Source organism: Marinobacter qingdaonensis, assembly GCF_034555935.1.
Taxonomy (GTDB): Bacteria; Pseudomonadota; Gammaproteobacteria; order Pseudomonadales; family Oleiphilaceae; genus Marinobacter; species Marinobacter qingdaonensis.
On the sequence record NZ_JAYDCJ010000001.1, the window covers coordinates 605,045 to 631,399 of the forward strand.

The following is a 26,355-nucleotide window of genomic DNA, read 5'->3' on the forward strand; positions in this document are numbered from 1 at the left end:
TGCTTATGAAATCTGCCATCGTTTTTGCTGATCGCGACGGTCGCGAGCTGGAACCGCTCAATGACCGCTACTGCCCCGCCATGCTGCCTGTTCTGGGCAAACCGCTGCTTGAGCATGCTCTTGAGCACTGTCTAGGCCTAGGTGTCGAAACCGTCTTTGTAGTCATCAATGCCCATGCCGCTTCGGTACGCGCTTACTTCGAGTCTGGTGCCCGCTGGAGCCTGAACATTCACTATGTTCTCAGTCGTCAGGATGAGCCCTCCAATCGGGTACGACAGCGGATCGGGCGCTCGCTGAAAGGCCCCTTTGTCGCAATGCGCGGCGATATCTGGCATGGCCTGACCCCGGATTTTCCCTGTAACGACGTAGGCCTGCCGGCACCCCACAGCCGGCTTGGCTATATCGCCGGCCAGTCCAGCGACGAGAGGTTGGAAGCGTTGGGCTGGCAGTCCATTTGCAGCACCCACATTCCAGCTTCACAACCACAGGCGGTGCATCGGCCGTGCACGGTGCGCTCCCTGGCCGACTATCATTCGCTTTCCCTGGCAACCCTGGAAGCGGTTTTCGCAGACGCAGAGCGAGAGCAAGGCGCACCGGCCTCCCGGTTGATGCTTGGTGCCCAAACCCGGGTCAACCACGTCAGTCTGGATGAGGGTACGGCCTATATCGCAGAACACAGCCGGGTAGATATTGGTGCCCAGCTAACGGGCGCTGTGTCAGTGGGGCGGCATTGCCTGATCGACCGGGGTACTCATATTGCCAATTCGGTTCTGATGGACCATACCTACGTGGGCGCCGGTCTGACCGTCAGGAATGCCATTGTCGATCAGGACCGCATCATTCGGGTGGATCTGGATGCCACCATGACCATTGCCGACTCGTTTCTGCTCTGGCCAAACAAACTACCTGTCGAAGGTAGCTGGATGAGCAGGATACTGGAGCGACTGATGGCACTGCTTCTAATCCCACTGGGCGCACTGATCGATGGCCTTTACTGGTCCAGCAAACGCGGTAAGCCCAGCAATAATTACCGGGACCGCCTTCCACTGAGCGTGCAACTCTGGGCCGCTGCAAAAGGCCGGATAGCGCTTTTCGGCCGCGACGAGCACACTGGCCAACTCCTGCAGAAATCGTCAGAAACGCTGCCCTGGCGGGAACGCTACGAGACACTGCCACTCGGAGCCATCAGTCTGGCCAGGATGCAATTGCCAGATCGCGCTGAGCTTGCCCTGATCATGCTGACCGAACTGGAATTGAGTCGTCCAAGGACCATTGGCTATCTATACCTGAACCTGGTCAGATGCTGCTGGTCAGGGTTAATGGCGTTGAGTCCATTGTCCGCTTTTACGTCCCGCTCCACGAACATCGCCTGAGGAATTGAGATGAACACGCCCGACCTGCCCATCAACGAGGTATCCAGACTGGAGGCGCTCCACAAACTCCGCATTCTGGACACCGATCCGGAGGAGCGGTTCGACCGCATCACGCGACTGGCTCAGCGCCTGTTCGACGTTCCGATCGTCGCTATCAGCCTGGTTGATAAAGACCGGCAGTGGTTCAAGTCCAGGATCGGACTAGAGGCGAGGGAAACTGAGCGCTGCGTATCCTTCTGCGGGCATACCCTGCTCAGCGAAAAACCGCTGGTCGTACCGGACGCCCACACCGACGAGCGTTTTGCAGATAACCCTCTAGTCACAGGCGAGCCGTATATCCGGTTCTACGCTGGTCACCCGATCCATGCAGCGGATGGGCAGCGCATCGGCTCCTTGTGCATCATTGACACCCAACCCCGCGAACTGACCCAGGGACAGATCGTGACGCTTGCCGAGCTTGCCAACCTGGTCGATTACGAGTTGATCAAGCCGGCTGCAGAGGCAAATGAAGATGGACACGGCAATCACGCCTTTACGCACTTTCTGGAGAGGGTCGGAAAGGTTGTTTCCTCACGACAGAAAGCTTTCCTGATTGCCTCCGTGGTGTTTCTGCTAGTGTGCGCGTTTGGTTGGAGCTGGAAAGGCGCCACGCGGGATGCCATCGCTGCCGTTGATGAGGCCAGCGTCGTAGAGCGATTGTCCAACCTGCGCGGTCGTCTGGAGACCGAGCTGAACGCGAGACTCCACCTGACCAGAGGTCTGGCCGGATTTGTCCGGGCTGATCAGAACAATGTGGACCCGGATCGATTCCAGGCCTTCGCCGACGATCTCGGTCACGAAATGACAGCGGTACGAAGCTTACAGCTCGCACCTGATGGCGTGGTGCAATACGTGTGGCCAGTGAGCAAAAACCAGAAAGCCATCGGCCACGATCTGTTAGGCGATCCCAATCGTCGTATCGCCGCGCAGAAAGCGATCGACAGTCAGCGTATGTGGCTCTCCGGCCCGCTAGAACTGATCCAAGGCGGCACGGCTCTCATTGCTCGTGAGCCGATCTTTGTTCCTGTTGACGGTGAGCGCGAGGAGCAGTTCTGGGGCTTCGCCACCATCCTGGTAGACATGCCGGAACTGCTCGCAGCGGTGGAGCTGGACACGGAAGAGGCGCGCAGTCGTTTTGCCATTCGCAGTGTTCATGAGTCCGACAACAAGGTGTTCTACGGCAACCCTGAAGCCTTCGAGATCGCCGATAACATCGCCTCGGTTGCTCTTCCCGGCGGACAGTGGGAAATCGCCCTCACTCACGACTCTGAGGGGAAATCGTTCCCGGCGCTTCTCATCATGTTGCTGATACTGATATCCGCTCTCGGTGCGGCAGTCTTCATTTACGTTTTGCTTCGACTGCCAAGCCAGTATCAGAGGGCGGTTGCGTCTGCTAGAACGGCATTGGAAAAAGCCAACTCGCTGTTCCGCGAGGCTATCGAATCACTTCCCGATGGCTTCGCGGTGTTTGACCGTGAGGACAGATTGCTGACCTGCAACCAGCGTTTTCGGGATTTCTTTGAAACCTCTCAGTTGGCCAGTCTCAGCGGCATCAAGTTCGAAACGCTGCTGCGTATGACCGTCAACATGGGCATTGTCGAACTGGAAGACAATTCCGAAGCCGGCAAGGCGGAATTTATTCGCCAGCGACTCGAGCAGCACCGAAATCCGGGCAGCGGCGGCAGTGAGACCAAGTTGACCTCCGGGCGTTGGGTACGGTCCGTGGAAAGCAAAATTCCCAGCGGCGGCTCTGTGGTGTCATACACCGACATCACCGAACTGAAAACCAAGGAACAGGAAATACAACTTGCCAGGGAAAAGGCAGAAACCGCGAACACAACCAAGAGCGCCTTCTTAGCCACCGTCAGCCATGAGTTGCGCACTCCAATGAATGCCATTCTGGGGGTCATGAACCTTGTCCAGTCCAATAGCGATCTCTCCGACGAGAATAAACACCTGATGGAGACGGCCCAAAATTCGGCTGAACGTTTACTGCAACTGCTCAATGAATTGCTCGACATCTCCAAGATGGAGGCGGGCAAGCTGGAACTGGAGATGTCCCGATTCTCACTGGAAACCGTGATCCATCGCGTGGTGACCCTGGCTAAAACCCGGGCCGAAGAAAAACACCTGGTGCTGGATTACTGTATTGCGAAAGAGGCCAGTCTGTTTGTCGAGGGCGACCCGGGACGAATCCAGCAGATTCTTCTCAACCTGCTCGGCAATGCCATCAAGTTCACCAATGCTGGTCGGGTGGCTCTCAACGTTTCACTGGACGATCGCGACGCCAATACCGCCAGAATCCGTTTTATCGTGACCGATACCGGTGAAGGGTTCCCCGAAGAACAGGCAGGCCGACTGTTCAAACCCTTCTCCCAGCTTGATTCTTCGGCCTCTCGGAAGTACGAGGGCACCGGTCTTGGTCTTGCTATCTGTCATCGCTTGGTCACCTTGATGGGAGGCGACATCAGCGCTTCTTCGGTACCGGGGGAAGGCGCGACGTTTGAATTTGTCATACCCATGGCCATCAAACAGGACGAAGACGAGACACAGGCGACCCAAACGCCCCCGCGCTACCAACTGCCCAGCGATTGCGGCAAAGAGGCCGTCCGCGTCCTTCTGGCCGAGGACTCACCGGCCAACCAGGTGGTTTTCAAGGCCATGCTGCAAAAAACCGGCTATCAGGTGGACATCGTGGGCAATGGTAAAGAGGCCGTTGAAGCGACTGAAAAATTCCCCTACGACGTTATTCTAATGGACATCTTCATGCCGGAACTGGACGGTATCGAGGCTACCAAGGAGATACGTGCCAATGGGCGCCAGGAAAACATCCCCATCATCGCGCTGACGGCAAACGCCATGCAAGGCGACAAGGAGCGATTCCTGGCAGCAGGCATGGACGATTACCTGCCAAAGCCGGTTAACCGGGCGGATCTGCTCAAGAAGCTTGAACGCTGGACTCTGGCCGACCTCCCCGGCAAGTGATTACTCGCCAGTCTGCTCCGGCAACTCGCGTTGCAAAATGCAATGCGAGTTGCCAGCAAAGGGACCGAAAGACCTCACTCAAATCCAATATCAGAAAAAAAACTTCATAAGAATTTGTTTTTATTATTATTTTCACCCTCCCACTGACAAGCGGAGTTGGCACGGTTTCTGAGTTATTTCTTGAAAGCCAACAACGGGCATTAATCCATGCGCTTCAATAACCTTGCCACTCGCTTCAAACAGCGACTGACCAAAAACCAGGATCGTAGACTACTGGCCAACATCGGCTGGTTGACCGTTGGGATGATGACGAATCGTGTCCTGCGCCTGCTCATCACCATTGTGGTGGCACGCACTCTGTCTCAAGCGGATTACGGTCTGATTGCCCTCATTTTCACCGCCCATGAAATGATTGGCCTATTTCTTCAGCGCTGCACCTCGGTGAAGCTGATTCAGGCAGCCGAAAACGAACTGCCCCATCTGTGCGAGGCGACCTCGTCACTGAATTGGGTCCTGGGCGCGAGCCTGTTCCTGATCCAGTGCGCAACCGGTTGGCTATTAAGCCAGGCTTATCAGGCGCCGGAACTGTTTTTGCCCCTGTGTGCGCTAGGGCTCACATACCTGCAGTTACCCACCGCGATGGTACAGGCCGCACTGAATTTTCGGGCGGGTAAATTGCGCCTGATGGCCAAAATTGATGTAGGCCAGACCCTGGTTGACACATTGGGCATCTTGGCGCTGATTGTTGCAGGCGCTGGGATATGGGCGCTGGTCATCCCAAAGATTTTCACTCCACTGATCTGGATTATTGGCAACCGCAGGGTCTGTGGTTGGCGCCCGCCCGCGGTTTGGAGCTTCAATGGCTGGAGAACCATTGTGTCATACAGCAGTAGCCTGCTACTGATCGATGCCATGCAGGTGCTGCGGCAAAACGCAGATTATTTGCTGATCGGCTACTTTCTGGGTGTCGAAGCCCTCGGGCTCTATTTTTTTGCGTTTAACGCCGGCCTGGGTATCGCTACCTCGTTCTCCACTGCGATCAGCAGTGCACTTCTGCCACACCTCTGCGAGTCCGCCGAGCAGCAAGACATTCTGCGGGCGCGCTACCGGCGAGGGCTCAAGCTGACAGTGATACTTGTCGGTGGTCTGATGCTCGTGCAAACCAGCCTGGCACCGTTCTATGTGCCGGTGGTTTTTGGTCAGGACTGGGTTGAGCGAGGGAGCGTTGAACTGATCGTGCTGCTGTGTCTGGTGGCACTGCCCAAGAGCTTGATGGACGCGAGCAGTCAGTACCTGCGCGCGGAGGATCGGCCAGACACCGATCTTCAACTGCAAACGGTGCTCACGGTGTTGCTACTCGCAGGCTTCGGCGTGGCGGTCACTTTGGGCCTGAAAGCCGTGGCCGTGGCGACGGTGGTTTGCTACTACCTTTTCGCCGCCATCGTGATCAGCCGTTGTCTGCGCCTCACCAGGAAAGCGACTTCGGTCAGCGGCCCGCACACCAAGCCAGAAACTTCGCTTTCATCCTCGAACCACACTCGGCCTCAGCTGCCTGCACAGGCCAATGCCTGACCCCATGCCTTCGAATTATTTTGATGATGCTTTCGCATCGCCCGGCAATCACTGAATGTTCCCGATTGAAGTTCCGCGAAGCGCTGACAGTGGGAGCGCAACCTGCGTTTCGATAAGGGTTGTGGTAGCGCTGCCCTACTCCGATTGGCAATGACTCACACCAGCGGGCCATCCTCACGCTCCGCGTAACGCGGCAGTCCATCGGTGAACTCGTACCACTCGGCCGCCGAGGCGGCAAAAATGTGATACGCCGGCCGGGCATCGATTGCCGTGGTCAGGGTGCCGATGCGCAGACGCAACAGCTCCGGCTTCGAGTCCAACCGACTGTACAGGGGACTGCCGCACTCGCGGCAGAAGGCCCGCTGCTTTCCCGGTTTCGATTCAAACTCCTTCACCAGCGCCCGCCCGGCCACAAACCGGAAATGGGCGGCCTCGACGGGACTGTTGGTGGCGTGGGCCGAGCCCTGGGCACGGCGACACTGCGAGCAATGACACATGACGATCGGTCCGAGGGTGCCGTCGTATTCGTACTGGACCCCACCACACAGACAGCTGCCCTTAAGCATCGTTTCGGCCTCCTGGTATCGCGAGCTACACAAGTAACGCTGGCTTGATGACGCTATAGCCTAGCCCATCGCTGCCGCCTACTGCAGCAATCCGACCAGATACCCGGACAACGACTGGTACCGGTACTCCACCCGGGCGAAGGCGCTCGACGGCAGGTCCCCGAACTCTCGGCCACAGGCCTGGCTGCCGCTGTACGTCTTCAGATAGGCCTCACGGATGAGGTTCGGCTGGCCGTCAATGAAACCGGCGCCACCCAGGGCCGGATACAGCATCAACCATTCGAACGCGCCGTCGGAGTCCACGTTGTCCAGGCCGGCCGTGGCCAGGTCCAGGACGCCATAACGCAGCGGGCGGGACGTGCTCAGGCTGTCCTCTTCCCCCGGATAGCTGAATTCCCGGGCATCCAATTCCAGCGCCAGATCGACCAAGCCGGCGGGCAGCGGGGCATCGCTTGTGACGGTGAATGGCTGACGGGCGCTGACCGCCAGGGGCGCGTCTTTCGCCTCATCCATCAGGGCGCAGCCCTGGACTGTGGCATCGAAGACCAGGGACGCAACCGCACTGCCCTGCTCGCTCAGGCGGTAGCCCGGGAACTGATCGGCGGCGTTGCTGGTGTCCGGCACCAGGGTCCGGGTCAGCGTACCGCCGCCGGGCTGCGGCAGCTGCGCCACCAGCTCGGCCAACGCGCCCTCGGCCAGGGTCCAGCTGTAGGTGATTTCCGGGGTGCCGCCCAACTCGCTGGAGCCGGCGTAGACGTCGTTGTGCTGGTGACAGCTGGTGGTGGTCTCAAACCGGATCTGGCGGTTATCCCAATCGAATTCGAGACGCTCGTCCACGCCCTCAACGTCGTAATGGATCCGACTCTGGGATGACAGCGCGGCCGCCGGCAGCCATTGGGTCGGCAGTTCGGCCATGTAGCCATTCACGGAAATCAGCCGGGCCAGCTCCGGCATGGACGGCGCCAGACAGCCGTCGGCCGACACCGATTTCAGGCGCCCGGCTTCGGTGTAGTCGAAGGTCAGCTCGGCGGACAGATCCAGATCGGACAGGTTGGACGGCAGGGTCTGGGATCGCTCGGGCTGGGCATAGACTCGCTGGCTGGTGAGCAGGGTTGGATCACTCAGTTCCAGGGGCACGGTGGGCAGGGCCAGCGACTGAATGTCGACGTTGCGGTAGCGCCCGGACGCGGCGTCGTCGACCAGGGCGACCACGGTGTTGGCCTGGCGCACCAGAGAAATCCCCAGCAGTCTGACACCCTGGGGACTGAGATAGCGTTCGGTGCCGTCGCTGCCGCTGCGGCCCAGCAGATCGTTGTAGCCGTCAGGGATCTGACTGGCCATGAAGCGCACCAGCGCTCGGGCGTACGCGTGGGCCCGGTCATCCCCGGCCATGACGTAGTCGCGCACCAGGTTCAGCTCGCTCAGACTCTCGGCAAGGTCGTCGCCGGTGCCCGCCGGCAGCCCTACCAGACTGCGGTACCGGGCCAGCGTGGTCAGCGGGGTCACGTTCCGCACCCCGGGCGCCGCCGACATCAGGTAGGCCCGGGCGACCGGCACGTCCCCGGACGGGGTTTCTTCCAGGGTCTTGCCCGGCAGGGCCAGGGCGATGAGCGGGAAGTCCCTGGGATCGAGATCCGGGCCCACCGACGCAGGCACCGCCAGCTCGGCGGTGTCCAGGGCAAAGTTGCCGCCCGCACCGGTCATTGCCGTGGGCTCACCGGAAGCCAGCTCCACGGACGCCCCGTTGTCCAGGGTAACGGTCAGGGGGCCCGGCGTGTACTGGCCGTCACCGTCCATATCCAGCCAGACCCGGGCGTTGACCAGGTAACCGTCGATGACTTTGCCGGTGTAGGAGGCGGATTCACCGTAGGCGACGCCGTCAAAGTCCCGGCCGTCGACCGGCATGGTGTCGGATTCCTCACCGCAACCGGCGAGACCAAGGGCAAACAGGGAGGCAGAGAGGCTCAGCAGGGGTTTCATCGCGGCAACCGATTATCCTTGTTGGAGGTTGTGCCGCTACTTTAGGGGATGTGGAAACGGGAGACCTTGATAGGTTTGGCAATTTGTAAACTTTGGTAACCGGGCGGCCCGGCGGTAGGTCCGCCGGGCCGCCCAAGGCTCAGAACGAGCGCGCCACGATTTCCTTCATGATTTCGTTGGTGCCGGCGTAAATGCGCTGGACCCGGGAATCGGCCCAGGCGCGGGCGATGGGGTACTCCCACATGTAGCCGTAGCCACCGTGGAGCTGAACACACTCGTCCATCACCTTGCACTGCAGGTCGGTGGTGTGCTGCTTGAGCATGGCCGCGGTCGGCACGTCCAGTTTCTTGTCCAGATGCAGCTCCAGGCAGCGGTCGGTGAACACCCGGGCGGCGGTGATTTCCGCTTTCATTTCGGCCATCTTGAACCGGGTGTTCTGGAACGCGATCACCGGCTTGTCGAACGCCTTGCGTTCCTTGACGTAATCCAGGGTCCATTGCCAGGCGGCCTCGGCCGCGGCCACCGCCGTCAGTGCCACCTGCAGGCGTTCCGCCGGCAACTCCTGCATCAGCTGGAAGAAGCCCTGGCCTTCCAGGCTTCCCAGCAGATTGCCGGCCGGCACTTTCACGTCCTGGAAGAAGAGTTCCGAGGTGTCCTGGGCCTTCATGCCCACCTTGTTGAGGTTCTGACCCTTCTCGAAACCGTCCCAGGCCGACTCCACCAGCAGCAGGCTGGTGCCCTTGGCGCCTTCCTTGGGGTCGGTCTTGGCCACCACGATCACCAGGTCGGCCAACTGACCGTTGGTGATGAAGGTCTTGGAGCCGTTCAGCAGGTAATGGTCGCCCTGCTTCACGGCACTGGTCTTGACCCCCTGCAGGTCGGAACCGGCACCCGGCTCGGTCATGGCGATGGCGCCGATCATTTCGCCGGAGACCAGCTTGGGCAGATAATGCTGCTTCTGCTCTTCCGACCCGTAGTTCAGGATGTAGGGCGCCACGATGTCGGAATGCAGGCCCCAGCCAATGCCGCTCAAGCCGGACCGGGCCAGCTCCTCCATGACCACGGCACTGTAGCGGAAATCGGCGCCCACGCCGCCGTACTCCTCGGGCAAGGTGGGGCACAGGAACCCGAGTTCGCCGGCTTTGCGCCAGACCTCGCGGCTGACCTGGCCATCCTTTTCCCATTGCTCGTGGTAGGGCGCCGCCTCCTGCTCCAGGAACTTACGGACAGAATCGCGGAAGCCGTCGAGATCGGCGTCGAACAGAGTGCGTGGAATCATGATGAACCTCGGTGAGAGACCAGTGTTGTGTTTATCGTCTCTCAAGTCTCGGCCGGCGGGCGTCTGCGCTCAATGATGAAAACCATCAATCGGGCTGACCAAAATGATCGTCGGTCGCCGGCGGCTCAGTCCGGCAGCTTGGCCTGGACCCGACCCTCGCCCCAACGGGGCATCAGGTCCTGGTCGATACCCAGGTGGTCCAGCAGGCGGGCGACGATAAAATCCACCAGGTCTTCCACCGAGGCCGGCTTGTGATAGAAACCGGGACTGGCGGGCATGATCACCGCGCCCATGCGGGTGAGTTTCAGCATGTTTTCCAGATGGACTTCCGAGAACGGGGCTTCCCGGGGTACCAGAATGAGTTGCCTGCGCTCCTTCAGGGCCACGTCGCCGGCCCGTTCAATCAGGTTGTTGCTGGCACCCGTGGCCAGGGCCGACAGGGTGCCGGTGCTGCACGGACACACCACCAGCGGCGCTTTTTCCCCCGAGCCCGACGCCGGCGGTGCGAACCAGTCTTCCCGCCCGAACACCAACACCTGCCCCGGCTGCGCCTGGGCCCAGTCGGTCAGGGCGTCCTGCATGGCCGCCGGTGAACCCGGCAGTTTCAGATCGGTCTCGGTCGCCATGACCACCTGCGCGGCCCGACTGACCATGACCTGCACCCGGCAACCGGCGGCCACCAGGCACTGCAGCAGGCGGAGGCCATACTGGGCACCGGACGCGCCGGTGAACGCCAGGTTGATGGTGCGGGAATAGGATGCAGGTTCGCTCATGTTGGGGTCCTTGGGTCGGAAAGCATCAGGGGCTGGCTGAGCCAGGGCTGAATCGATCAGGGCTGAATACGTTCCAGTTCCGCGACGAGTTTACCGTGAATACCACCAAACCCGCCGTTGCTCATGATGACAATGTGGCAGGGGCTGGGCAGCTCGTCCAATGCCTGCCCTATCAGCGCTTCCACCGACGCCTCCACCCGGTGCTGGCCGGCGGTTCCGTTGGTGGCCTGCCAGCCGGCCACCAGCTCGGGCAACCAGTCCATGCCGTTGAGGTTGGCCCAGAGCACCCGGTCGGCGGCCGCAGCACTGGGCAGCAGGGTCTGCTGATGCACCCCCTGCTTCATGGTGTTCGAGCGCGGCTCGATCAGCGCCAGGATCGGCTCGTCACCGACCTGCGCCCGCAGCCCCTCCAGGGTGGTGGCGATGGCCGTGGGGTGATGGGCGAAATCGTCGTAGACCCGCACGCCACCGATGTCCGCCAGCAGTTCCATCCGTCGTTTCACCCCGGAGAACCGGCACAAAGCCGCCACCGCGTGGTCCGGGGTCACCCCGACGTGGCGGGCGGCGGCAATGGCCGCCAGGGCATTGCGGACATTGTGCAGGCCGGTCTGGGCCCAGGTCAGTGTCGCCACCGGTTGTTCGTGATGAATCACCATGAACCGGCTGCCGTCCTCGGCCAGCAGTTCGGCGCGCCAGTCCGCGGTACGGGGGATCTCACTGCCCACGGCGGTATCCTGCACCGGGCTCCAGCAGCCCAGCTCCAGGGCCTTGTCCAGGTGCCCGTCCAGGGCCGGCCGGATGATCAGGCCCTGGGAGGGGACGGTGCGCACCAGGTGGTGGAACTGACGCTCGATGGCCTCGACGTTGTCGAAGATGTCGGCATGGTCGAATTCCAGGTTGTTCAGAATCAGGGTGTTGGGGCGGTAATGGACAAACTTGGAACGCTTGTCGAAAAAGGCGCTGTCGTATTCGTCCGCCTCGATCACGAAGAAGTCGCTGGTCCCCAGCCGCGCCGACACCGGGAAATCCTTGGGCACGCCGCCGACCAGGTAGCCCGGGTCGAAGCCGGCCTGATCCAGAATCCACAGCAGCATGGAGGTGGTGGTGGTCTTGCCGTGGGTGCCGGCGACCGCCAGCACCCAGCGATGGCGCAGCACCTCCCGGGACAGCCACTCCGGACCGGACATGTAATCGATCTTGCGGTTCAGCACCGCTTCGACCTCGGCGTTGCCCCGGGACATGGCGTTGCCGATCAGCACCAGATCGGGCTTGGGCTCCAGGTGCTCGGCCCGGTAACCTTCCATCAGTTGAATGCCCTGGGCCTCAAGCTGGGTACTCATGGGCGGGTAGACGCCTTGGTCGGAGCCGGTCACGGTGTGGCCCAGTTCCCGCGCCAAAACCGCCAGGCTGCCCATAAAGGTGCCACAGATTCCCAGGATGTGAATGTGCATTCCGTTACTGCCCTCTGCCATTGAAACCCGACAAGCCTCCCGTATCCGTCCGGGCCCGTCAAGAGCGGCACCATCCGCAAACCTGCTCATGAAAATCCCCGGCGTTTGGCGTATCATCTGCGCCATTGTCGAACCAGCAGGAGGCTCTTTCCCGAGATGGCCATTAAGAACGCGTTCTATGCTCAATCCGGCGGTGTAACCGCTGTCATCAATGCCAGTGCCAGCGGGGTCATCCAGACCGCCCGCAAGCACCCCGATAAGATCGGCAAGGTCTATGCCGGCCGCAACGGCATCATCGGGGCGCTGCAGGAAGAATTGATCGACACCAGCGTCGAAAGCGACGAGGCCATCCAGGCTCTGATCCACACCCCGGGCGGTGCCTTCGGTTCCTGCCGGCACAAGCTCAAGAACATCTCCGAGAACCGCCGCGAGTACGAGCGCCTGATCGAGGTGTTCCGGGCCCACGACATCGGCTACTTCTTCTACAACGGCGGGGGCGACTCCCAGGACACCGCCTACAAGGTGTCCCAGATTGGCGAGAAGATGGGTTACCCGATAACCTGCATCGGCGTGCCCAAGACCGTCGACAACGACCTGCCGTTCACCGACTGCTGCCCCGGTTTTGGCTCGGTCGCCAAGTACATCGCCACCTCCACTCTGGAAGCCAGTCTGGACATCAAGTCCATGTGCGAAACCTCCACCAAGGTGTTCATCCTGGAAGTCATGGGTCGCCATGCCGGCTGGATTGCTGCCGCCGGCGGCCTGGCGGGCCAGGGCGAGGGCGAGCCGCCGCACATCATCCTGTTCCCGGAAATCCCGTTCGACCGGGACGCCTTCCTGGCCCGGGTCGATCACTGCGTCAAGGAATACGGCTACTGCGTGGTGGTGGCGTCCGAAGGCGCCCAGTACGAAGACGGCCGCTTCCTGGCCGATGCCGGTGCCAAGGACGCGTTTGGCCACACCCAGCTGGGCGGCGTGGCGCCGGCCCTGGCCAACATGGTCAGGCAGGCCCTGGGGCACAAATACCACTGGGCCGTGGCCGACTACCTGCAGCGCAGCGCCCGGCACATCGCCTCCGCCACCGACGTCAAGCAGGCCTACGCCGTGGGCGAAGCGGCGGTGGAAATGGCCATTGACGGCAAGCAGGCATTGATGCCGACCATTGTCCGCGAGCAGGCCAAGCCCTATCGCTGGAAGATTGGCGAGGCGCCCCTGAGCGAAGTCGCCAACCAGGAAAAGAAGATGCCGATCCACTTCATCACCGACGACGGTTTCGGCATTACCCAGGATTGCCGCGACTACCTCGAGCCCCTGATCGAGGGCGAGAGCTTCCCACCGTTCGACAACGGCCTGCCGCGGGTCGCCAAGCTGAAAAACCAGCTGGTCGAGAAGAAGCTGAAGACGCCGTTCCAGCTGTGATCGGCTAGGCACAAAAAACGCCCGGATGCGACAGCGTCCGGGCGTTTTTTTTGGCGCCGGCCCGAGATTAGCGGGCCGCCACCTCCTGGCTGCGGGCGAAGTCGAAGAATTCGTCGCAGCCGCCGATGTACTGCTCGCCCACCAGAATCTGCGGCACCGTGTGTACCGGACGCCCGATTTTAGCGGCGATGTCGGCCTTGCTCAGGCCCTCGGTCATCATGTCGACCCAGGTGTAGGGCCAGCCGTTAGCCTCGCACAGGCTCTTGGCGCGTAGGCAAAAGCCGCAGCTGGCGCGGCCGTAAATTGTAACCCGATCCATTCAGACCTCCTGCCTCTCGGCATGATCGGTGAGTAACTTGCTTGGCAAACTTGCTGACCATGGTCGCACGGTCACCGCGAATTGAAAATTGATGCTGTGAATCGGCGTCATAGGCCGGGACCATTTCCGCGGCCCCTATTCCGCCCGTCTCCGACCCATACCCGGCCCATACCCGGCCCGCCTCAGGTTTTCAGGCGCCCCAGCTCCCGCTCCAGCACCGTTACCTGCTCGTCGAGACTGGTGCCGCTGCCCTTGACCCGGGTTGCCAGCTGACGCAGGTCACTGGCGGCATCGCCGATCTGGGTCAGGTTCCGGTTGATCTCTTCACTGACCGAGCTCTGTTCCTCGGCCGCCGTGGCCACGTGGGTGACGTGTTCAACGATGGTGCCGATGCGCTCCACCACCGTGGCCAGCGAGTGCGCGGCCTCCTGGGTGCCATCGACCGCGGCCGAGGCCCGGCCGACGCCGCTTTCGATCACCGAGACCGCGCCGTCGACGTCGGCTTTCAAGCCCTCGATCATCTCGCTGATGTCATCCGTGGACTGGCGGGTGCGCAACGCCAGGGTGCGCACCTCGTCCGCCACCACCGCGAAGCCGCGGCCCTGCTCGCCGGCCCGGGCCGCCTCGATGGCGGCGTTGAGGGCCAGCAGGTTGGTCTGTTCCGCGACCCCGCGGATGACTTCCAGGATCCGGTTGATGTCTTCGCTGCGGCTAGCGACCTGGCTGATGGCGGCGCTGGCTTGGCTCATGTCCCCCGACACCGCATTGACGCCGTTGACCGCCGACAACAGGGTGTCCTGGGTGAAGCTGATGCCATCCTGGGCCATGCGGGCGTTGTCTGCGGCGTCACTGGCAAAGCCGGCCACTTCCCCGGCGGCGGCCGACATCTGGTTCATGGCTGCGACCACGCTGTCGATGTCCTGGTGCTGACGCGAGGTCTGCTCGTCGGTTTCCGCGGCGATGCGGCCGACCCCGCGGGCCTGTTCACTGACCCGGGCATTGACCTGCTTGAGGTCGTTGATCATGTCCCGCAACCGGGCCAGGAAGGTGTTGAAGCCGTCGGCCAGGTCGATCAGTTCGGCGTGGGTGTCGATGGCCAGCTCCCGGGTCAGGTCGCCCTCGGCACTGGCGAGGTTCTGCATCCGGTCCCGGATTTCAGTCAGCGGCCGGGTCACCGAGCGCACCAGTACCACCAGGGCCAGGCTGGCCAGCACCACCACCAGGATGCCCACCATCATCTGGTCCCGGGCCGTGGCCGCTACTTCCTCCGAGAGCATGCCGGTGATCTCGCCCACACCCGCCAGGGCCGCGTCCCTGGGCAGCTCGATCAGCAGCGACCACTGGCTGCCGGCCAGCTCAATATCCACCGGGTAGGACACCGCCAGGGTCTCGCCATCGTCGTACCGGCCGTCCCCCTGGTGCAATTGGACGAACTCGTCGGCCAATTCGGGCAGGGCTTCGGCCAAGGGCCGCCCCAGATGCGCCTGGTAGTGACTGGACGCGGCGATCAGTCCGGTCCGGCTGAGCAGGGTGACCCGGGACTGGCCGTCGAACAGGGTGCGGCTGACCTCGGCGATGGTCTGCTGCAGGGTGCTCAGGTTCAGGTCGGTGCCGGTCACGCCGGCAAACTCGCCGTCGTCCAGGATCGGCACTACCAGACTGGTCATCAGCTCGGTGTAGCCCTCCTCGATCTCATACTCGTACGGCTCCATGATGCACGGTGCCCGGGACTCCAGGGAGCACAGGTACCATTCGCCATCACGGATGCCAAATTCGTTGCGGGTCTCCAGGTACTTGAACGACGGATCCTGGGTGGCGTTGAACACCACGTCCCCGTCCGGGCCCCGGTAGTAGTAGATTTCCAGGGTCCCCTCGTCGCTGCTGTGCTCTTCCACGCCCCCGGTGAAGTAGCGGTCCTGGCCGTCGTAGGCGTCCGGCTCGAAGTGGGCGTAGATGGAACTCAGGCTGGCCTGGTCCTCGAGGATGGCGCCGATGGTTTCCTGCATGTCCCGGCGGCTGATGCGCCCGGAACTGTCGGCCTGGATGTTGCGGGTCACCACGTTGCGCACCACCTCGGGCGTGCGGTAGGCGGTGGCGAACTGGCCGCTAACCAGCTCGCCGTATTTGCCGGCGGTTGCGCTCAGCTGGTCCATGACAATACTCTGCACCGTATCCCTGGATTCGGACGTCAGTCGCTGCTCCATGCTGCCGAGCGACATTTGCGCGGTCACCACGATGCTGATGCCCATGACCAGCAGCAGCGCAATCACCAGCGCGTAGAGTTTGAATTGAAGGGAGAGCTGTCTCATTTTAGGGGGAACCTGTTGACGGGTGTTGCGGGTTTCGAATTCTGACACAAGGAGAACCGGTTGGCCTACCTGACCCTGTTTCTGACGGCCTTTGCCGCCGCCACCCTACTGCCCGCCTATTCGGAAATTCTGCTGGGCACGCTGGTGGCCCAGGGGCTGTCGTACTGGTGGCTGTGGTTTGCGGCGACCCTGGGGAACACCCTGGGCTCCGTGGTCAATGGTGTTATCGGCCGGCAGGTCGATCGCTTTAAAGACAGGAAGTGGTTTCCGATCAGCGAGCAGCAACTGCACCGGGCCCGCAACCGGTTCAACCGCTACGGTCAGTGGTCGCTGCTGCTGGGCTGGCTGCCCCTGGGCGGAGATGCGCTGACCCTGGTGGGCGGCATCATGCGGGTGCCCTGGCTGAATTTCGTGATCCTGGTGGGAATCGGCAAGGGCCTGCGCTACGCCTTCGTGCTCTGGCTGGTCGCCGAGGCGTCCTCGCCGTAGAGGTATTTGCGCAGCAGGGGTTCACCGTTGAATTCCGAGTGCAGCACCGCGATGAAGGTGTACACCCCGATCAGCTTGCGGTTGAGGAACACAAACTCCTTCGGCGGCACGCGGAAATAGCGGCTGATCGCCGAACGTGCGGCCTGGCGGGCAACCCGGGACGGCAGGTCGCTCTGCTTCCAGCGGTACTCGCCGTCGGCGTTGACGGCGTACTCCGGCCAGGTGCCGTGGTCCGGCGCCAGGGGTTCCAGCACCGACATGCACACCGCGCCGAAGGTCTTGAGCACCTCCGGGGGCCAGTCCCGGCTCATGAAGCGCAACTGGACCCCGCCATCAATCACCGCCTCCAGATCGTTCTCATAGGAAGCCCGGATCATCTGCCGGACCGGATCCAGGAACTCGTCGGTGTAGGACTGCACGGCACCAAAATCCAGCAGCACGATGCGATCGTAGCCGGGATCCTCGCCTTCCTCACCGGCGATGCGGATGCGGTAGTTGCCGAAGTTGGGGTCGGTCTGGATCTCACCCCAGACAAACAGCTCCCGGAAGAACAGTTCCAGGGCGGCCTCACCGAGGGCGCTCCGGCGCTCCAGGGGCAGTTCCCGAACCGGGCCGGAGCTGACCGAATGGCCGTGTTCGTAGGTGGAGGCAATGACGTGTGCGGTGGAAAACTCCTGCAGCACCCGGGGCACGATGAAGCGCGGGTCCGACGCCAGCATGGTCCGGAACTTTTCGGTGGTGCGGGCTTCGAGGCGGTAGTCCACCTCCCGATGCATCATCTCCCGGACCTCTTCCAGCCAGTCGTTAAACTCCGGTCCGAAACTGACCAGACGGGCGATTTTCAGCAGCTGGGCGACGGCATTGAGGTCGCTGTCCACGGCGTCGGCGACCCCGGGGTACTGGACCTTGAGCACCAGCTCCAGACCATCGCTGCGCCGGACCGCCCGGTGCACCTGGCCCAGGGAGGCGGCACCGATGGGCTCCGGATCCACCTCCAGTTCGGCCAGTCGATCCGCCCCCAACTCCCGTTTCAGCACCCGCTCGATGCTCGACCATTCCAGGGCGGTGGTCTGGTCCTCCAGGGTGTGCAGGGCTTCGGTCACCTCCTCGGGCAGGAAGTGCTCGCCATACAGCGCCATCACCTGACCGATCTTCACCACACTGCCTTTCAGTTGCCCCAGTTCCTCGACCAGAAACTGGGCCTGGCTGGACAGCATGGCGCGGTGTTTTTTCTCGCGCTTCTCGCGGTTGGTGAACCAGTTGGTCGCCATGTGCGAGGCCATCCGGGTACCGGCGTACAGTCCAGCGCGGGTGAGACTCAATCGGCGCTCGAAACTGCCGGTTTTGATGCGGGAAACCGATTTTCCTGAACGTCTGGTTGCCATGAAGGACCTATGCGGATCGAAAATGTCACCGTGACCGACGGTTCCGGGCATTATACGGATACTGTATCGACCTGACCCAACCGATGCGACCCACCAACCCTGGCGGCCGGGCCAATGCATCCGCCAGCCCGCCCGACGCGGCGCTGTTACACAGTTTACGATTTTACACAGTGTTCGGCCCAAAACCGGTCTAGTATGGGGCTCAGAGTCGCCCTGACCCGCTTCACAACAATAAGACCCGCACATGCCCGATGGTTCCTACTCAACCACCGACCCCAGGCTGTCCCAGTTTCGTGTGAAAGGGGAAATCCCGGTTCCGGTCCTGATCAACTGGCTGACGGTGTTTGCCATGCCGTTGCTGCTGTTTTTCGGCTGGCGCTCGTCTGTTCTGGGCGACCCCATTACGCCTACGATTCTGATCGCCACGGCCACGCTGCTGGCCCTCAACGCAGGCCTGTACGGGGTGTTGCGGCGGGAAACTCTCCATCGCCGAGGGTTCATCACCCTGATTACCGCCCTGTTCACCTATCTGGCGGTGGGCGCGGTGGAAGGGGGCTCGGCGGTACTCTGGCTGTTCGCCTACCCCCCGATCATCTTCTACATCAGCAACGCCCGGGTCGGCGTACGCGCCTGTGCCGGGGGCTATGCCGCCCTGGCCCTGCTGTTCAGCCCGATCGGCGATTGGGTCATAGATTCGCCCTACAGCTCCAGTTTCCGCCTGACCATGCTGGCGGCGCTCGGCTTCGAGATGGTGACCTGCTACATCCTTGACCAGAGTCGGCGCCGCAGCAAGCTGAGCCTGATGCGACTGGCCAACGAGTTCGAATACGCCGCCAAGCACGACGCCCTGACCGGCCTGGCCAATCGGCGCGAAGCCCTGGCCCAGCTGGAAGGGGAGCAGCACCGGTACCTGCGCAACGGACGCCCGTTTTCCGTGCTGCTGATGGACGTGGACCTGTTCAAGACCATCAACGACACCCACGGTCATCACGTCGGCGACGAATTGCTGGTCCTGGTGGCCGACACCCTGCGCGCCCAGAGCCGGAAGATCGACACGTTATCGCGCTGGGGCGGTGAGGAATTTCTCGCCCTGCTGCCGGAAACCGAACCGGAGGAGGCGGTGCAGTTGGCCAACCGCATCCGCGAAGCCATCGCGGGCGCTTCGATCGAGGTCGACAAGACCCCGGTGCGGGCAACGATCAGTATCGGGGTGGCCGGGATCCGTCACTCGGAATCCCTGGATCGCCTGTTGCAGCGGGCCGACGAGGCCCTGTACCGGGCCAAGGCCCGGGGCCGCAATCAGGCGTGCATCGGTGAGGAAGAAACGGCAGCCTGACGGCTACCAGCCCTGGCGGTAGTCCACGGCGTCGGCACCCAGTCCCTTGACCAGCTGGGCGACCAGGCGCTGCTCCAGGTCCGCCACGGTGGCCTCGGGCTGGAACTCCGAGACCTGGGTCATGGCCATGCCGGCATAGCCGCAGGGGTTGATGCGGCGGAAGGGCTCCATGTCCATGGCCACGTTCAGCGCCAAGCCATGGAACGAACAACCCCGGCGCACCCGCAGGCCGAGCGAGGCAATCTTGGCCGCGCCCACGTACACCCCGGGCGCATCCGCGCGCGGCGCCGCCTCAATGTCCAGCTCTGCCAGGGTGCGCACGATGGCCTGCTCGATCTGGTCCACCAGGGAGCGCACCCCCAGCTTGCTGCGACTGAGGTCCAGCATCAGGTAGATCACCAGCTGACCGGGGCCGTGGTAGGTCACCTGCCCACCCCGGTCCACCGGGATCACCGGGATGTCGCCCGGTGCCAACAGGTGCTCGGCTTTACCCGCCTGCCCCTGGGTGTAGACCCGGGGGTGTTCCAGGCACCAGAGTTCGTCGGTAACGCTGGCGTCCCGCTCGGCGGTGAACGATTTCATCGCCTCCCAGGTTTCCATGTAGGGCTGCTGGCCCAGCGAACGCACGATCAGGTCGGTCATGGGGTCAGAGCACCATATGGACCCGGCCGCTGGCCTTCAGGCCCTCGAACAGGGCCTTGAGCTGCGGTTCCCCGGTGGCGACGATGGTGAGCTGGACCGAGGAGAACCGGCCGTTGCTGCTCTTGTTGACCGAGATGTGCTCCTCGCGGATGCCCGGGGCGTGCTGCTCCACCACCTTGACAACGAACTCGACGAAGTCCGGTGCGGAGTCCCCGATGACCTTGATGACGTAGTCGCAGGGAAATTCGATTTTTGGTGCTTTCGGCTCACTCATGCCGCTGATACTCCCGGGGACCAGGCGTCACCCTTATTGAAACAACTGAACGAAAAAGAGCTTGATGGCGTCCCAGATGCGCTTAAAGAAGCCACCCTCGGGCACGTCGGTCAGGGCCAGTACCGGCTGATCGACCAGGACATCGCCGTTGAGGCTGACCCGGACCCGGCCAAGCTCGTCCCCCACGTTAATGGGTGCTTTGATCACCGAATCAAGGTCTACCGTGGATTCCAGGTCGTTGCGGGATCCGCGGGGGATGGTCACGAAGACGTCGTCGGTCAGGCCCACCGACAGCTGGTCGGACTGACCCGCCCAGACCCGGGCCTTCATCAGTTCCTGACCAGTGCGGAACAGGCGCTCGCTCTCGTAGTAGCGGAAGCCATAGTTCAGCATTTTCTGGACTTCCTGGGACCGGGCTTCAGTGCTGCTGGTGCCCATCACCACGGCGATAAAGCGGGTGTCGTTGCGCTTGGCCGAGGCCACCAGGCAATAGCCCGCTTCCTCGGTGTGGCCGGTCTTCAGGCCATCGACGCTGTCGTCACGCCACAGCAGGCTATTGCGGTTCGGCTGCCGGATGTTGTTGTAGGTAAAGTGCTTCTCCGCGTAGATCGGGTAATTTTCCGGGTAGTCGTTGATGATGGCCCGGGCCAGCAAGGCCAGATCGTAGGCGGTGGAGAAATGCTCCGGGGACGGCAGACCGGTAGCGTTCTCGAAATGGGTGTCCTTCATGCCCAACAGTTGCGCCTGCTGGTTCATGATGTCGACGAAAGCGTCCTCGCTGCCGGCCACGAACTCGGCCAGTGCCACAGAGGCGTCGTTTCCGGACTGAATGATGACCCCTTTCAGCAGGGTTTCCACCGGCACGCTGGTGCCCTCCCGGACGAAGGTCCGCGAGCCTTCGGTTTTCCAGGCCCGGACACTGATCGGCACCATGTCGGACATGGCGATGCGGCCTTCATCCAGTTCCCGCTCCACGATGTAGGCGGTCATCATCTTGGTCAGACTGGCCGGCGGCAGACGCTCATGGCTGTTCTCTTCCATGATGATCCGGCCACTTTTCGGGTCCATCAGCACGTAGGAGCTGCCGGCGATCTGCGGCGGCGACGGAATCAGCACCGACTGGGCAAAGGCGTTGCCCACCAGCACCAGGCTCAGGGCAAGTACGATCGAAAAAGGACGAAGCAAAGATGTAAGGGCCATGGGTTTAGTCATTTTTTGGTTGGGTGTGTGTCTGGTTTGGTGGCTCGGGTCCGGTTACTGCGAGTCGGTCAGCAGGATCGACTGGGCGAAGCCCCGGGACTCCAGCAGGTTCTGGATGCGCCGGGCGCTGGCCTCGTCGGCGAAGGGGCCAACCTGAACCCGGTGGAAGCGGCCGGTGACGGTATCGATGGCGCGCACCCGCATGGGGTCCTCCAGCACCGCCTGGGCCCGGACCAACAGCTGCTGCGCCGGGTCGCGGCTGCTGAACGACCCCAGCTGCACGAACAGGGCCTGCTCGCCGTTCGCGGTGTCGCCACTGGCCACCACCGGGGTATCAGCATAGCTTACGGTGTCGCCGGGGGCGAAGGGCTGGCCGGCCAGGGTCATCGAGCCGTCCGGCCGTACGGTAATGGCCGCGACCTCGACCCGGGCGGTGCCCCGGGACTGGTAGCCGAGTTTTTTCGCCGCCGCGTAGGACAGGTCGATCAGCCGGTCGCCGTGGAAGGGACCGCGGTCGTTGACCCGGACGATCACCGACCGGCCGTTGTCCAGGTTGGTCACCCGGGCGTAGCCGGGAATCTGCATCGATTTGTGAGCGGCCGACATGGCGTACATGTTGAAAGTCTCGCCATTGGAGGTCTTGTGGCCGTGAAATTTCTCGCCGTACCAGCTGGCGATGCCCCGGGCGACGTAGCCGTCGTTGCTGGCCATCACCTGGTACTGTTTGCCCCAGACGGTGTACGGGGATTTGTTGCCGGCCCGCCGGGGTGGCTCATACTTGGGCCGGGCGTCGGGCAAGCCGGAGGCGTCGAAGTTGCCGGACGGGGCGCGATCCTGATCGATGGTGTACCGGGACGAGTGGTCGGTCGCCGGCGCGGACGCGCAGCCAGCGAGCACCAGTGCGCACATCGTCGCCAGTAGCCATGAGAGCGGGAGTTTGCAATTCACTGTCCGGGATTCCTCTTGCCTGATCATCACCCACGTCCGCGCAGGCAATTTTGGCCTTATTGTAACGGGTTATAACCTGGATTCACCATTACCCGCCCGCCACGTTCCGGGCCGCGGGCTAGGCGCTGATCATTCGCCGGTGGGTGTGGATCGACATCAGCACCCCGAACGCCGCCATCAGCGTGACCCCGGAGGTGCCCCCGTAGGAAATCAGCGGCAGTGGCACCCCAACCACCGGCAGCAGCCCGCTGACCATGCCGACGTTGACGAAGATGTAGATGAAAAAGGTCATGGTCAGGGCGCCGGCAAGCAACCGGCTGAACGAGTCCTGGGCCGTCACCGAAATGTACAGGCAGCGCAGGATGATCAGGAAATAGAGGGTCATCAGCACCAGCATGCCGATGAAGCCAAACTCCTCGGCCAGCACGGCGACGATGAAATCGGTGTGGCTTTCCGGCAGGAATTCCAGGTGCGACTGGGTGCCCTGCAGCCAGCCCTTACCGTCGATCCCGCCGGAGCCAATGGCGGTCTTGGACTGGATGATGTTCCAGCCCGCGCCCAGGGGATCGCTCTGAGGGTCCAGCAGGGTCAGGACCCGCTGCTTCTGGTAATCGCGCATGACGAAGAACCACATCATGGGCGCGGCCACCGACACCATCGCCACGAAGGCGGTGATCAGTTTCCAGCTGATACCGGCAAAGAACACCACGAACAACCCGGCCATGCCCACCAGCAGCGAGGTGCCCAGGTCCGGCTGCTGGATGATCATCATCATCGGCACCAGCACGATGGCCAGACCGGCGCACACGTGGCGGAACCGCGGCGGCAGGTAATGACGCGACAGGTACCAGGCCGCCATCATCGGCACCACCAGCTTCATCAATTCGGACGGCTGGAACCGGGGCAGACCGGGAATGGCCAGCCAGCGCTGGGCGCCCTTGGCCCCGACCCCGACCAGCAACACCGCCAGCAACGCCGCAATGCCGGCGCCGTACAGCCAGGGGGCCCAACGCCGGAACACCGAAGGGTCGAGCTGGGCGAACACCAGCATGACCACGAAGGCCACGCCCAGGCGAATGCCCTGGGCTTTGACCACATCGATGTTGCGGTCGGCGCCGCTGTAGAGAATGAATAGGCCGCCGGAAATCAGGGCCAGCAACAACACCAGCAGGATCGGGTCCAGGTGCAGGGCCGACCAGATGCCCTGGGGCCGCCCCAGGGAGCGGCTGGCCGAGGAGTCCGCAAAATCATTCAGCGCCATCAGCCCGCGCCTCCTTCGCGCTCGGGATTGCCCGCCACGGTACCTGCGCCGTCCTCGGTGTCCAACTCCAGCAGCCAGGCATCGAACAGTTCCCGGGCCACCGGCGCCGCGGTACTGCTGCCGCCACCGCCGTTCTCGACAATCACCGCGACCGCAATCCGAGGGTTGTCGACCGGGGCAAAGCCCACGAACAGGGCGTGATCCCGCAGCCGCTCCCGGATTTCCTCGGCGTCGTATTCCTCGTCTTCGGCCAGACTGAAGACCTGGGCGGTCCCGGTCTTGCCGGCCATCCGATAGGGGGCGCCGCGACCGACCTGGCGTGCCGTCCCCTTCCGGCCGTGCATGACCTCGGCCATGGTCTCGACCACGTAGTCCCAGTCGTCCGGGTTCTTCAGCTCCAGGGGTTCGTGGGTCGCGTCAGGCAGGAATTCACTGACCGGGGTATCGCCCTCGATGGCCTTCAACAGCCGCGGCTCGATCCAACGCCCGCGATTGGCAATGAGCGAGGTCGCCGTGGCCAGCTGCAGGGGGGTTGCCAACATAAAGCCCTGGCCGATGCCGAGGTTGACCGAATCCCCCGGGTACCAGGGCTCGTTGCGGGTCGCCCGCTTCCAGTCCCGGGACGGCAGCAGGCCACTGAGGGCGCCGGACACGTCCAGTGCCGCGTCTTCGCCGAAGCCGAACCGGGACAGGTACTCGTACATGGTGTCGACGCCCATCTTGACCGCGATGTCGTAGTAATAGACGTCGCAGGATTCGGCCATGGCGTCCATCAGGTTGACCCAGCCATGGCCACTGCGTTTCCAGTCCCGGTAGCGGCGACCGGACTCGGTCAGCTTGAAATAGCCCGGGTCCCAGATGGTGTAGTCCCGGGTGGTGGCGCCACTGTCCAGGGCCGCAATGGCGAGCATCGGCTTCATGGTGGAGCCCGGCGGGTACTGGCCCCGCAGCGCCCGGTTGAACAGCGGCTTGTCGCGGCTTTCGCTCAGTTCGCGGTAGTCGCTGACGCTGATGCCGGTGACGAATTTGTTCGCGTCGAATCCGGGCACACTGGCCAGGGCCAGGATGCCGCCGGTGGCCGGTTCGATGGCCACGATGGCGCCGCGCCGGCCATCGAGCAGGTCGTGGGCGCGTTTCTGCAGGCGCAGATCCAGATGCAGCTGCAGGTCTTCCCCGGGTACCGGGTTTTCCCGCTCCAGCACCCGCATGGTCCGGCCCCGGGCGTTGGTTTCTACGTGCTGGTAGCCGACCTTGCCGTGCAGCACCTCTTCGTAGAACCGCTCGATGCCGGACTTGCCAATGTAGTTGGTGCCGGCGTAATTGACCGGATCGATCCGCTGCAACTCATCCCGGTTGATACGGCCAACAAAGCCCAGGGCGTGGGCGGTCAGCTCGCTGTGGGGGTAGTAGCGCACCAGCTCGGCCTTGACCTCGACCCCGGGCAGTTCGTGCCGGTGCACCGCCAGGCGCGCCATTTCCTGCTCGTCGAGGTCGTAGCGCAGCGGGATTTCCTGGAACGGCCGGCGCGGCTCCTGCAGCCGACGCTGGAAGCGGTCCCGATCCTCCTCGGAAATGTCCAGGATGGCGCCAAGCTGGGTCAGGGTCTGCTCCATCCCCTCCACTCGCTCGGGCACCAGGGTGACACTGAACACCGGCCGGTTTTCCGCCAGCAGGGTGCGGTTGCGATCGTAGACCAGCCCCCGGGGCGGCGGCACCGATTGGACCTGGACCCGGTTCTTGTCCGACAGGGTGGTGTAGATGTCGTGCTCGACCACCTGCAGCTGGTACATGCGGGCCAGGAGCCCGACGATCAGCAGCATGACAATGGACAGCATGACCATGGTCCGGCGCTGGAACAGGCGACGCTCGGCGGCGGTATCCTTGAATTCACCCCACGGCATACGCGTCCCCTAGGCCCGGTGGTAGGGATGGTTGCGGGTGATGGACCAGGCCCGGTACAACTGCTCGGCGAGCAGGACCCGCACCAGCGGGTGCGGAAGGGTCAGGGGGGAGAGCGACCACTGCTGGTCGGCGCGCTGCCGGCAGGCGTCGGCGAGACCGTCGGGGCCGCCCACCAGGAAGCTGACGTCGCGACCGTCCTGCTGCCAGTTCTCGAGCTGGCTCGCCAGCTTTTCCGTGGACCAGGGCCGGCCGCCCACTTCCAGCGCCACCACCCGATCCTTCGGACCGGCGGCCGCCAGCACGGCGTCGCTCTCGCGTTGCATGAGTCGGGGAATGTCCGGGTTCTTGCCTCGATGGGCCACGGGGATCTCGACCAGTTCCAGGGGCAGTTCCGGAGGCATCCGGCGGGCGTAATCGTTATACCCTGCACTGACCCAGTCGGGCATCTTCTGCCCCACGCAGATCAGACGTAAACGCATGGTTATTCGCTGCCTGCAACACCAAGATCCGGGGCATCGCGCCAGAAACGCTCCAGATCGTAGAACTCCCGGGTGGCGGGCATCATGACGTGCACCACCACGTCGCCCAGATCGACCAGAATCCAGTCGCTGGCGGCCGCGCCTTCAACATTGCTGGCGCGCACGCCCTCGTCCTTGGCCTCAGAGACCACGGAATCGGCGAGGGATTTTACATGACGGTTGGACGTTCCGGATGCCAGAACCATGAAGTCGGTGACGCTGGTACGGTCACGGACATCAATCACACTGATGTCCTGTGCTTTCACATCTTCCAGCGCGTTTACTACCAGTTCTTTCAGTTGTTCTGCCTGCATAATCACCCTGTTGGACGGGCG

22 protein-coding genes are annotated in these 26,355 nt (G+C 62.8%); 6 read left to right on the forward strand and 16 right to left on the reverse strand.

The window, feature by feature from the left end; all coding sequences use genetic code 11:
* Positions 1–5 precede the first annotated feature (5 nt).
* From U5822_RS02850 to U5822_RS02860, 3 genes are all read left to right on the forward strand, one after another.
* Positions 6–1,373: a nucleotidyltransferase family protein gene (locus U5822_RS02850; protein WP_322854108.1), complete on the forward strand. Its 1,368-nt coding sequence runs from the start codon at positions 6–8 to the stop codon at positions 1,371–1,373.
* Between the two features lie 9 nt (positions 1,374–1,382).
* Entirely contained in the window at positions 1,383–4,397 is a 3,015-nt protein-coding gene (locus tag U5822_RS02855; protein ID WP_322854109.1) for an ATP-binding protein, read from the forward strand.
* Positions 4,398–4,604: 207 nt separating this feature from the next.
* The gene (locus tag U5822_RS02860; RefSeq protein ID WP_322854110.1) at positions 4,605–5,969 is read left to right on the forward strand and encodes an oligosaccharide flippase family protein; all 1,365 of its coding nucleotides are present in this window, start codon (positions 4,605–4,607) and stop codon (positions 5,967–5,969) included.
* Positions 5,970–6,124: 155 nt separating this feature from the next.
* Here U5822_RS02860 and U5822_RS02865 read toward each other — a convergent pair whose 3' ends face one another.
* From U5822_RS02865 to mpl, 5 genes are all read right to left on the reverse strand, one after another.
* Positions 6,125–6,535 (reverse strand): GFA family protein, encoded by a 411-nt coding sequence (locus U5822_RS02865; RefSeq protein ID WP_322854111.1) that lies wholly within the window; start codon positions 6,533–6,535, stop codon positions 6,125–6,127.
* Positions 6,536–6,613: 78 nt separating this feature from the next.
* A complete protein-coding gene (locus tag U5822_RS02870; RefSeq protein ID WP_322854112.1) occupies positions 6,614–8,515 on the reverse strand; it encodes a hypothetical protein in 1,902 nt (633 codons plus the stop codon).
* 139 nt (positions 8,516–8,654) lie between these two features.
* Positions 8,655–9,794 carry an acyl-CoA dehydrogenase family protein gene (locus tag U5822_RS02875; RefSeq protein ID WP_322854113.1) on the reverse strand — a complete coding sequence of 380 codons (1,140 nt, stop codon included), beginning with the start codon at positions 9,792–9,794 and terminating at the stop codon, positions 8,655–8,657.
* 125 nt (positions 9,795–9,919) lie between these two features.
* Positions 9,920–10,567 carry a flavin prenyltransferase UbiX gene (locus tag U5822_RS02880; RefSeq protein WP_322854114.1) on the reverse strand — a complete coding sequence of 216 codons (648 nt, stop codon included), beginning with the start codon at positions 10,565–10,567 and terminating at the stop codon, positions 9,920–9,922.
* 56 nt (positions 10,568–10,623) lie between these two features.
* Positions 10,624–12,018 carry a UDP-N-acetylmuramate:L-alanyl-gamma-D-glutamyl-meso-diaminopimelate ligase gene (mpl, locus tag U5822_RS02885; RefSeq protein WP_322854115.1) on the reverse strand — a complete coding sequence of 465 codons (1,395 nt, stop codon included), beginning with the start codon at positions 12,016–12,018 and terminating at the stop codon, positions 10,624–10,626.
* A 156-nt stretch (positions 12,019–12,174) separates the two neighbouring features.
* Here mpl and U5822_RS02890 point away from each other — a divergent pair, with 156 nt between their 5' ends.
* Positions 12,175–13,437 (forward strand): 6-phosphofructokinase, encoded by a 1,263-nt coding sequence (locus U5822_RS02890; RefSeq protein WP_322854116.1) that lies wholly within the window; start codon positions 12,175–12,177, stop codon positions 13,435–13,437.
* Positions 13,438–13,504: 67 nt separating this feature from the next.
* Here the strand turns inward: U5822_RS02890 and U5822_RS02895 are convergent, their stop codons facing one another.
* Both U5822_RS02895 and U5822_RS02900 read right to left on the reverse strand, forming a co-directional pair.
* Positions 13,505–13,756, reverse strand: a complete 252-nt coding sequence (locus U5822_RS02895) for a GrxA family glutaredoxin (protein WP_322854117.1) — start codon at positions 13,754–13,756, stop codon at positions 13,505–13,507.
* A 182-nt stretch (positions 13,757–13,938) separates the two neighbouring features.
* The gene (locus U5822_RS02900; RefSeq protein WP_322854118.1) at positions 13,939–16,065 is read right to left on the reverse strand and encodes a methyl-accepting chemotaxis protein; all 2,127 of its coding nucleotides are present in this window, start codon (positions 16,063–16,065) and stop codon (positions 13,939–13,941) included.
* 60 nt (positions 16,066–16,125) lie between these two features.
* Here U5822_RS02900 and U5822_RS02905 point away from each other — a divergent pair, with 60 nt between their 5' ends.
* Positions 16,126–16,554, forward strand: coding sequence for a YqaA family protein (locus tag U5822_RS02905; RefSeq protein ID WP_322854119.1), 429 nt, complete (start codon positions 16,126–16,128; stop codon positions 16,552–16,554).
* Here U5822_RS02905 and U5822_RS02910 read toward each other — a convergent pair.
* The gene (locus tag U5822_RS02910; protein ID WP_322854120.1) at positions 16,509–17,939 is read right to left on the reverse strand and encodes an ABC1 kinase family protein; all 1,431 of its coding nucleotides are present in this window, start codon (positions 17,937–17,939) and stop codon (positions 16,509–16,511) included. The genes U5822_RS02905 and U5822_RS02910 overlap by 46 nt on opposite strands.
* A 244-nt stretch (positions 17,940–18,183) precedes the next feature.
* Between U5822_RS02910 and U5822_RS02915 the strand changes: the two genes are divergently transcribed.
* Positions 18,184–19,275, forward strand: a complete 1,092-nt coding sequence (locus U5822_RS02915; RefSeq protein WP_322854121.1) for a GGDEF domain-containing protein — start codon at positions 18,184–18,186, stop codon at positions 19,273–19,275.
* Positions 19,276–19,278: 3 nt separating this feature from the next.
* Here U5822_RS02915 and lipB read toward each other — a convergent pair whose 3' ends face one another.
* The 8 genes from lipB to rsfS form a co-directional block, all read right to left on the reverse strand.
* On the reverse strand, positions 19,279–19,917 hold the full coding sequence (lipB, locus tag U5822_RS02920) for a lipoyl(octanoyl) transferase LipB (protein WP_322854122.1): 639 nt from the start codon (positions 19,915–19,917) through the stop codon (positions 19,279–19,281).
* A 4-nt stretch (positions 19,918–19,921) separates the two neighbouring features.
* Positions 19,922–20,191, reverse strand: a complete 270-nt coding sequence (locus U5822_RS02925; RefSeq protein WP_322854123.1) for an HP0495 family protein — start codon at positions 20,189–20,191, stop codon at positions 19,922–19,924.
* Between the two features lie 33 nt (positions 20,192–20,224).
* On the reverse strand, positions 20,225–21,391 hold the full coding sequence (locus tag U5822_RS02930; protein WP_322854124.1) for a D-alanyl-D-alanine carboxypeptidase family protein: 1,167 nt from the start codon (positions 21,389–21,391) through the stop codon (positions 20,225–20,227).
* 54 nt (positions 21,392–21,445) lie between these two features.
* The gene (locus U5822_RS02935) at positions 21,446–22,339 is read right to left on the reverse strand and encodes a septal ring lytic transglycosylase RlpA family protein (protein ID WP_322854125.1); all 894 of its coding nucleotides are present in this window, start codon (positions 22,337–22,339) and stop codon (positions 21,446–21,448) included.
* Between the two features lie 118 nt (positions 22,340–22,457).
* Positions 22,458–23,600 carry a rod shape-determining protein RodA gene (gene rodA, locus U5822_RS02940; protein WP_322854126.1) on the reverse strand — a complete coding sequence of 381 codons (1,143 nt, stop codon included), beginning with the start codon at positions 23,598–23,600 and terminating at the stop codon, positions 22,458–22,460.
* Positions 23,600–25,501: a penicillin-binding protein 2 gene (gene mrdA / locus U5822_RS02945; protein WP_322854127.1), complete on the reverse strand. Its 1,902-nt coding sequence runs from the start codon at positions 25,499–25,501 to the stop codon at positions 23,600–23,602. The genes rodA and mrdA overlap by 1 nt, the downstream gene beginning before the upstream one ends.
* 9 nt (positions 25,502–25,510) lie before the next feature.
* Positions 25,511–25,981, reverse strand: coding sequence for a 23S rRNA (pseudouridine(1915)-N(3))-methyltransferase RlmH (gene rlmH, locus U5822_RS02950; protein ID WP_322854128.1), 471 nt, complete (start codon positions 25,979–25,981; stop codon positions 25,511–25,513).
* A gap of 2 nt (positions 25,982–25,983) precedes the next feature.
* Positions 25,984–26,334: a ribosome silencing factor gene (gene rsfS / locus U5822_RS02955; protein ID WP_322854129.1), complete on the reverse strand. Its 351-nt coding sequence runs from the start codon at positions 26,332–26,334 to the stop codon at positions 25,984–25,986.
* Between the last annotated feature and the right edge of the window lie 21 nt (positions 26,335–26,355).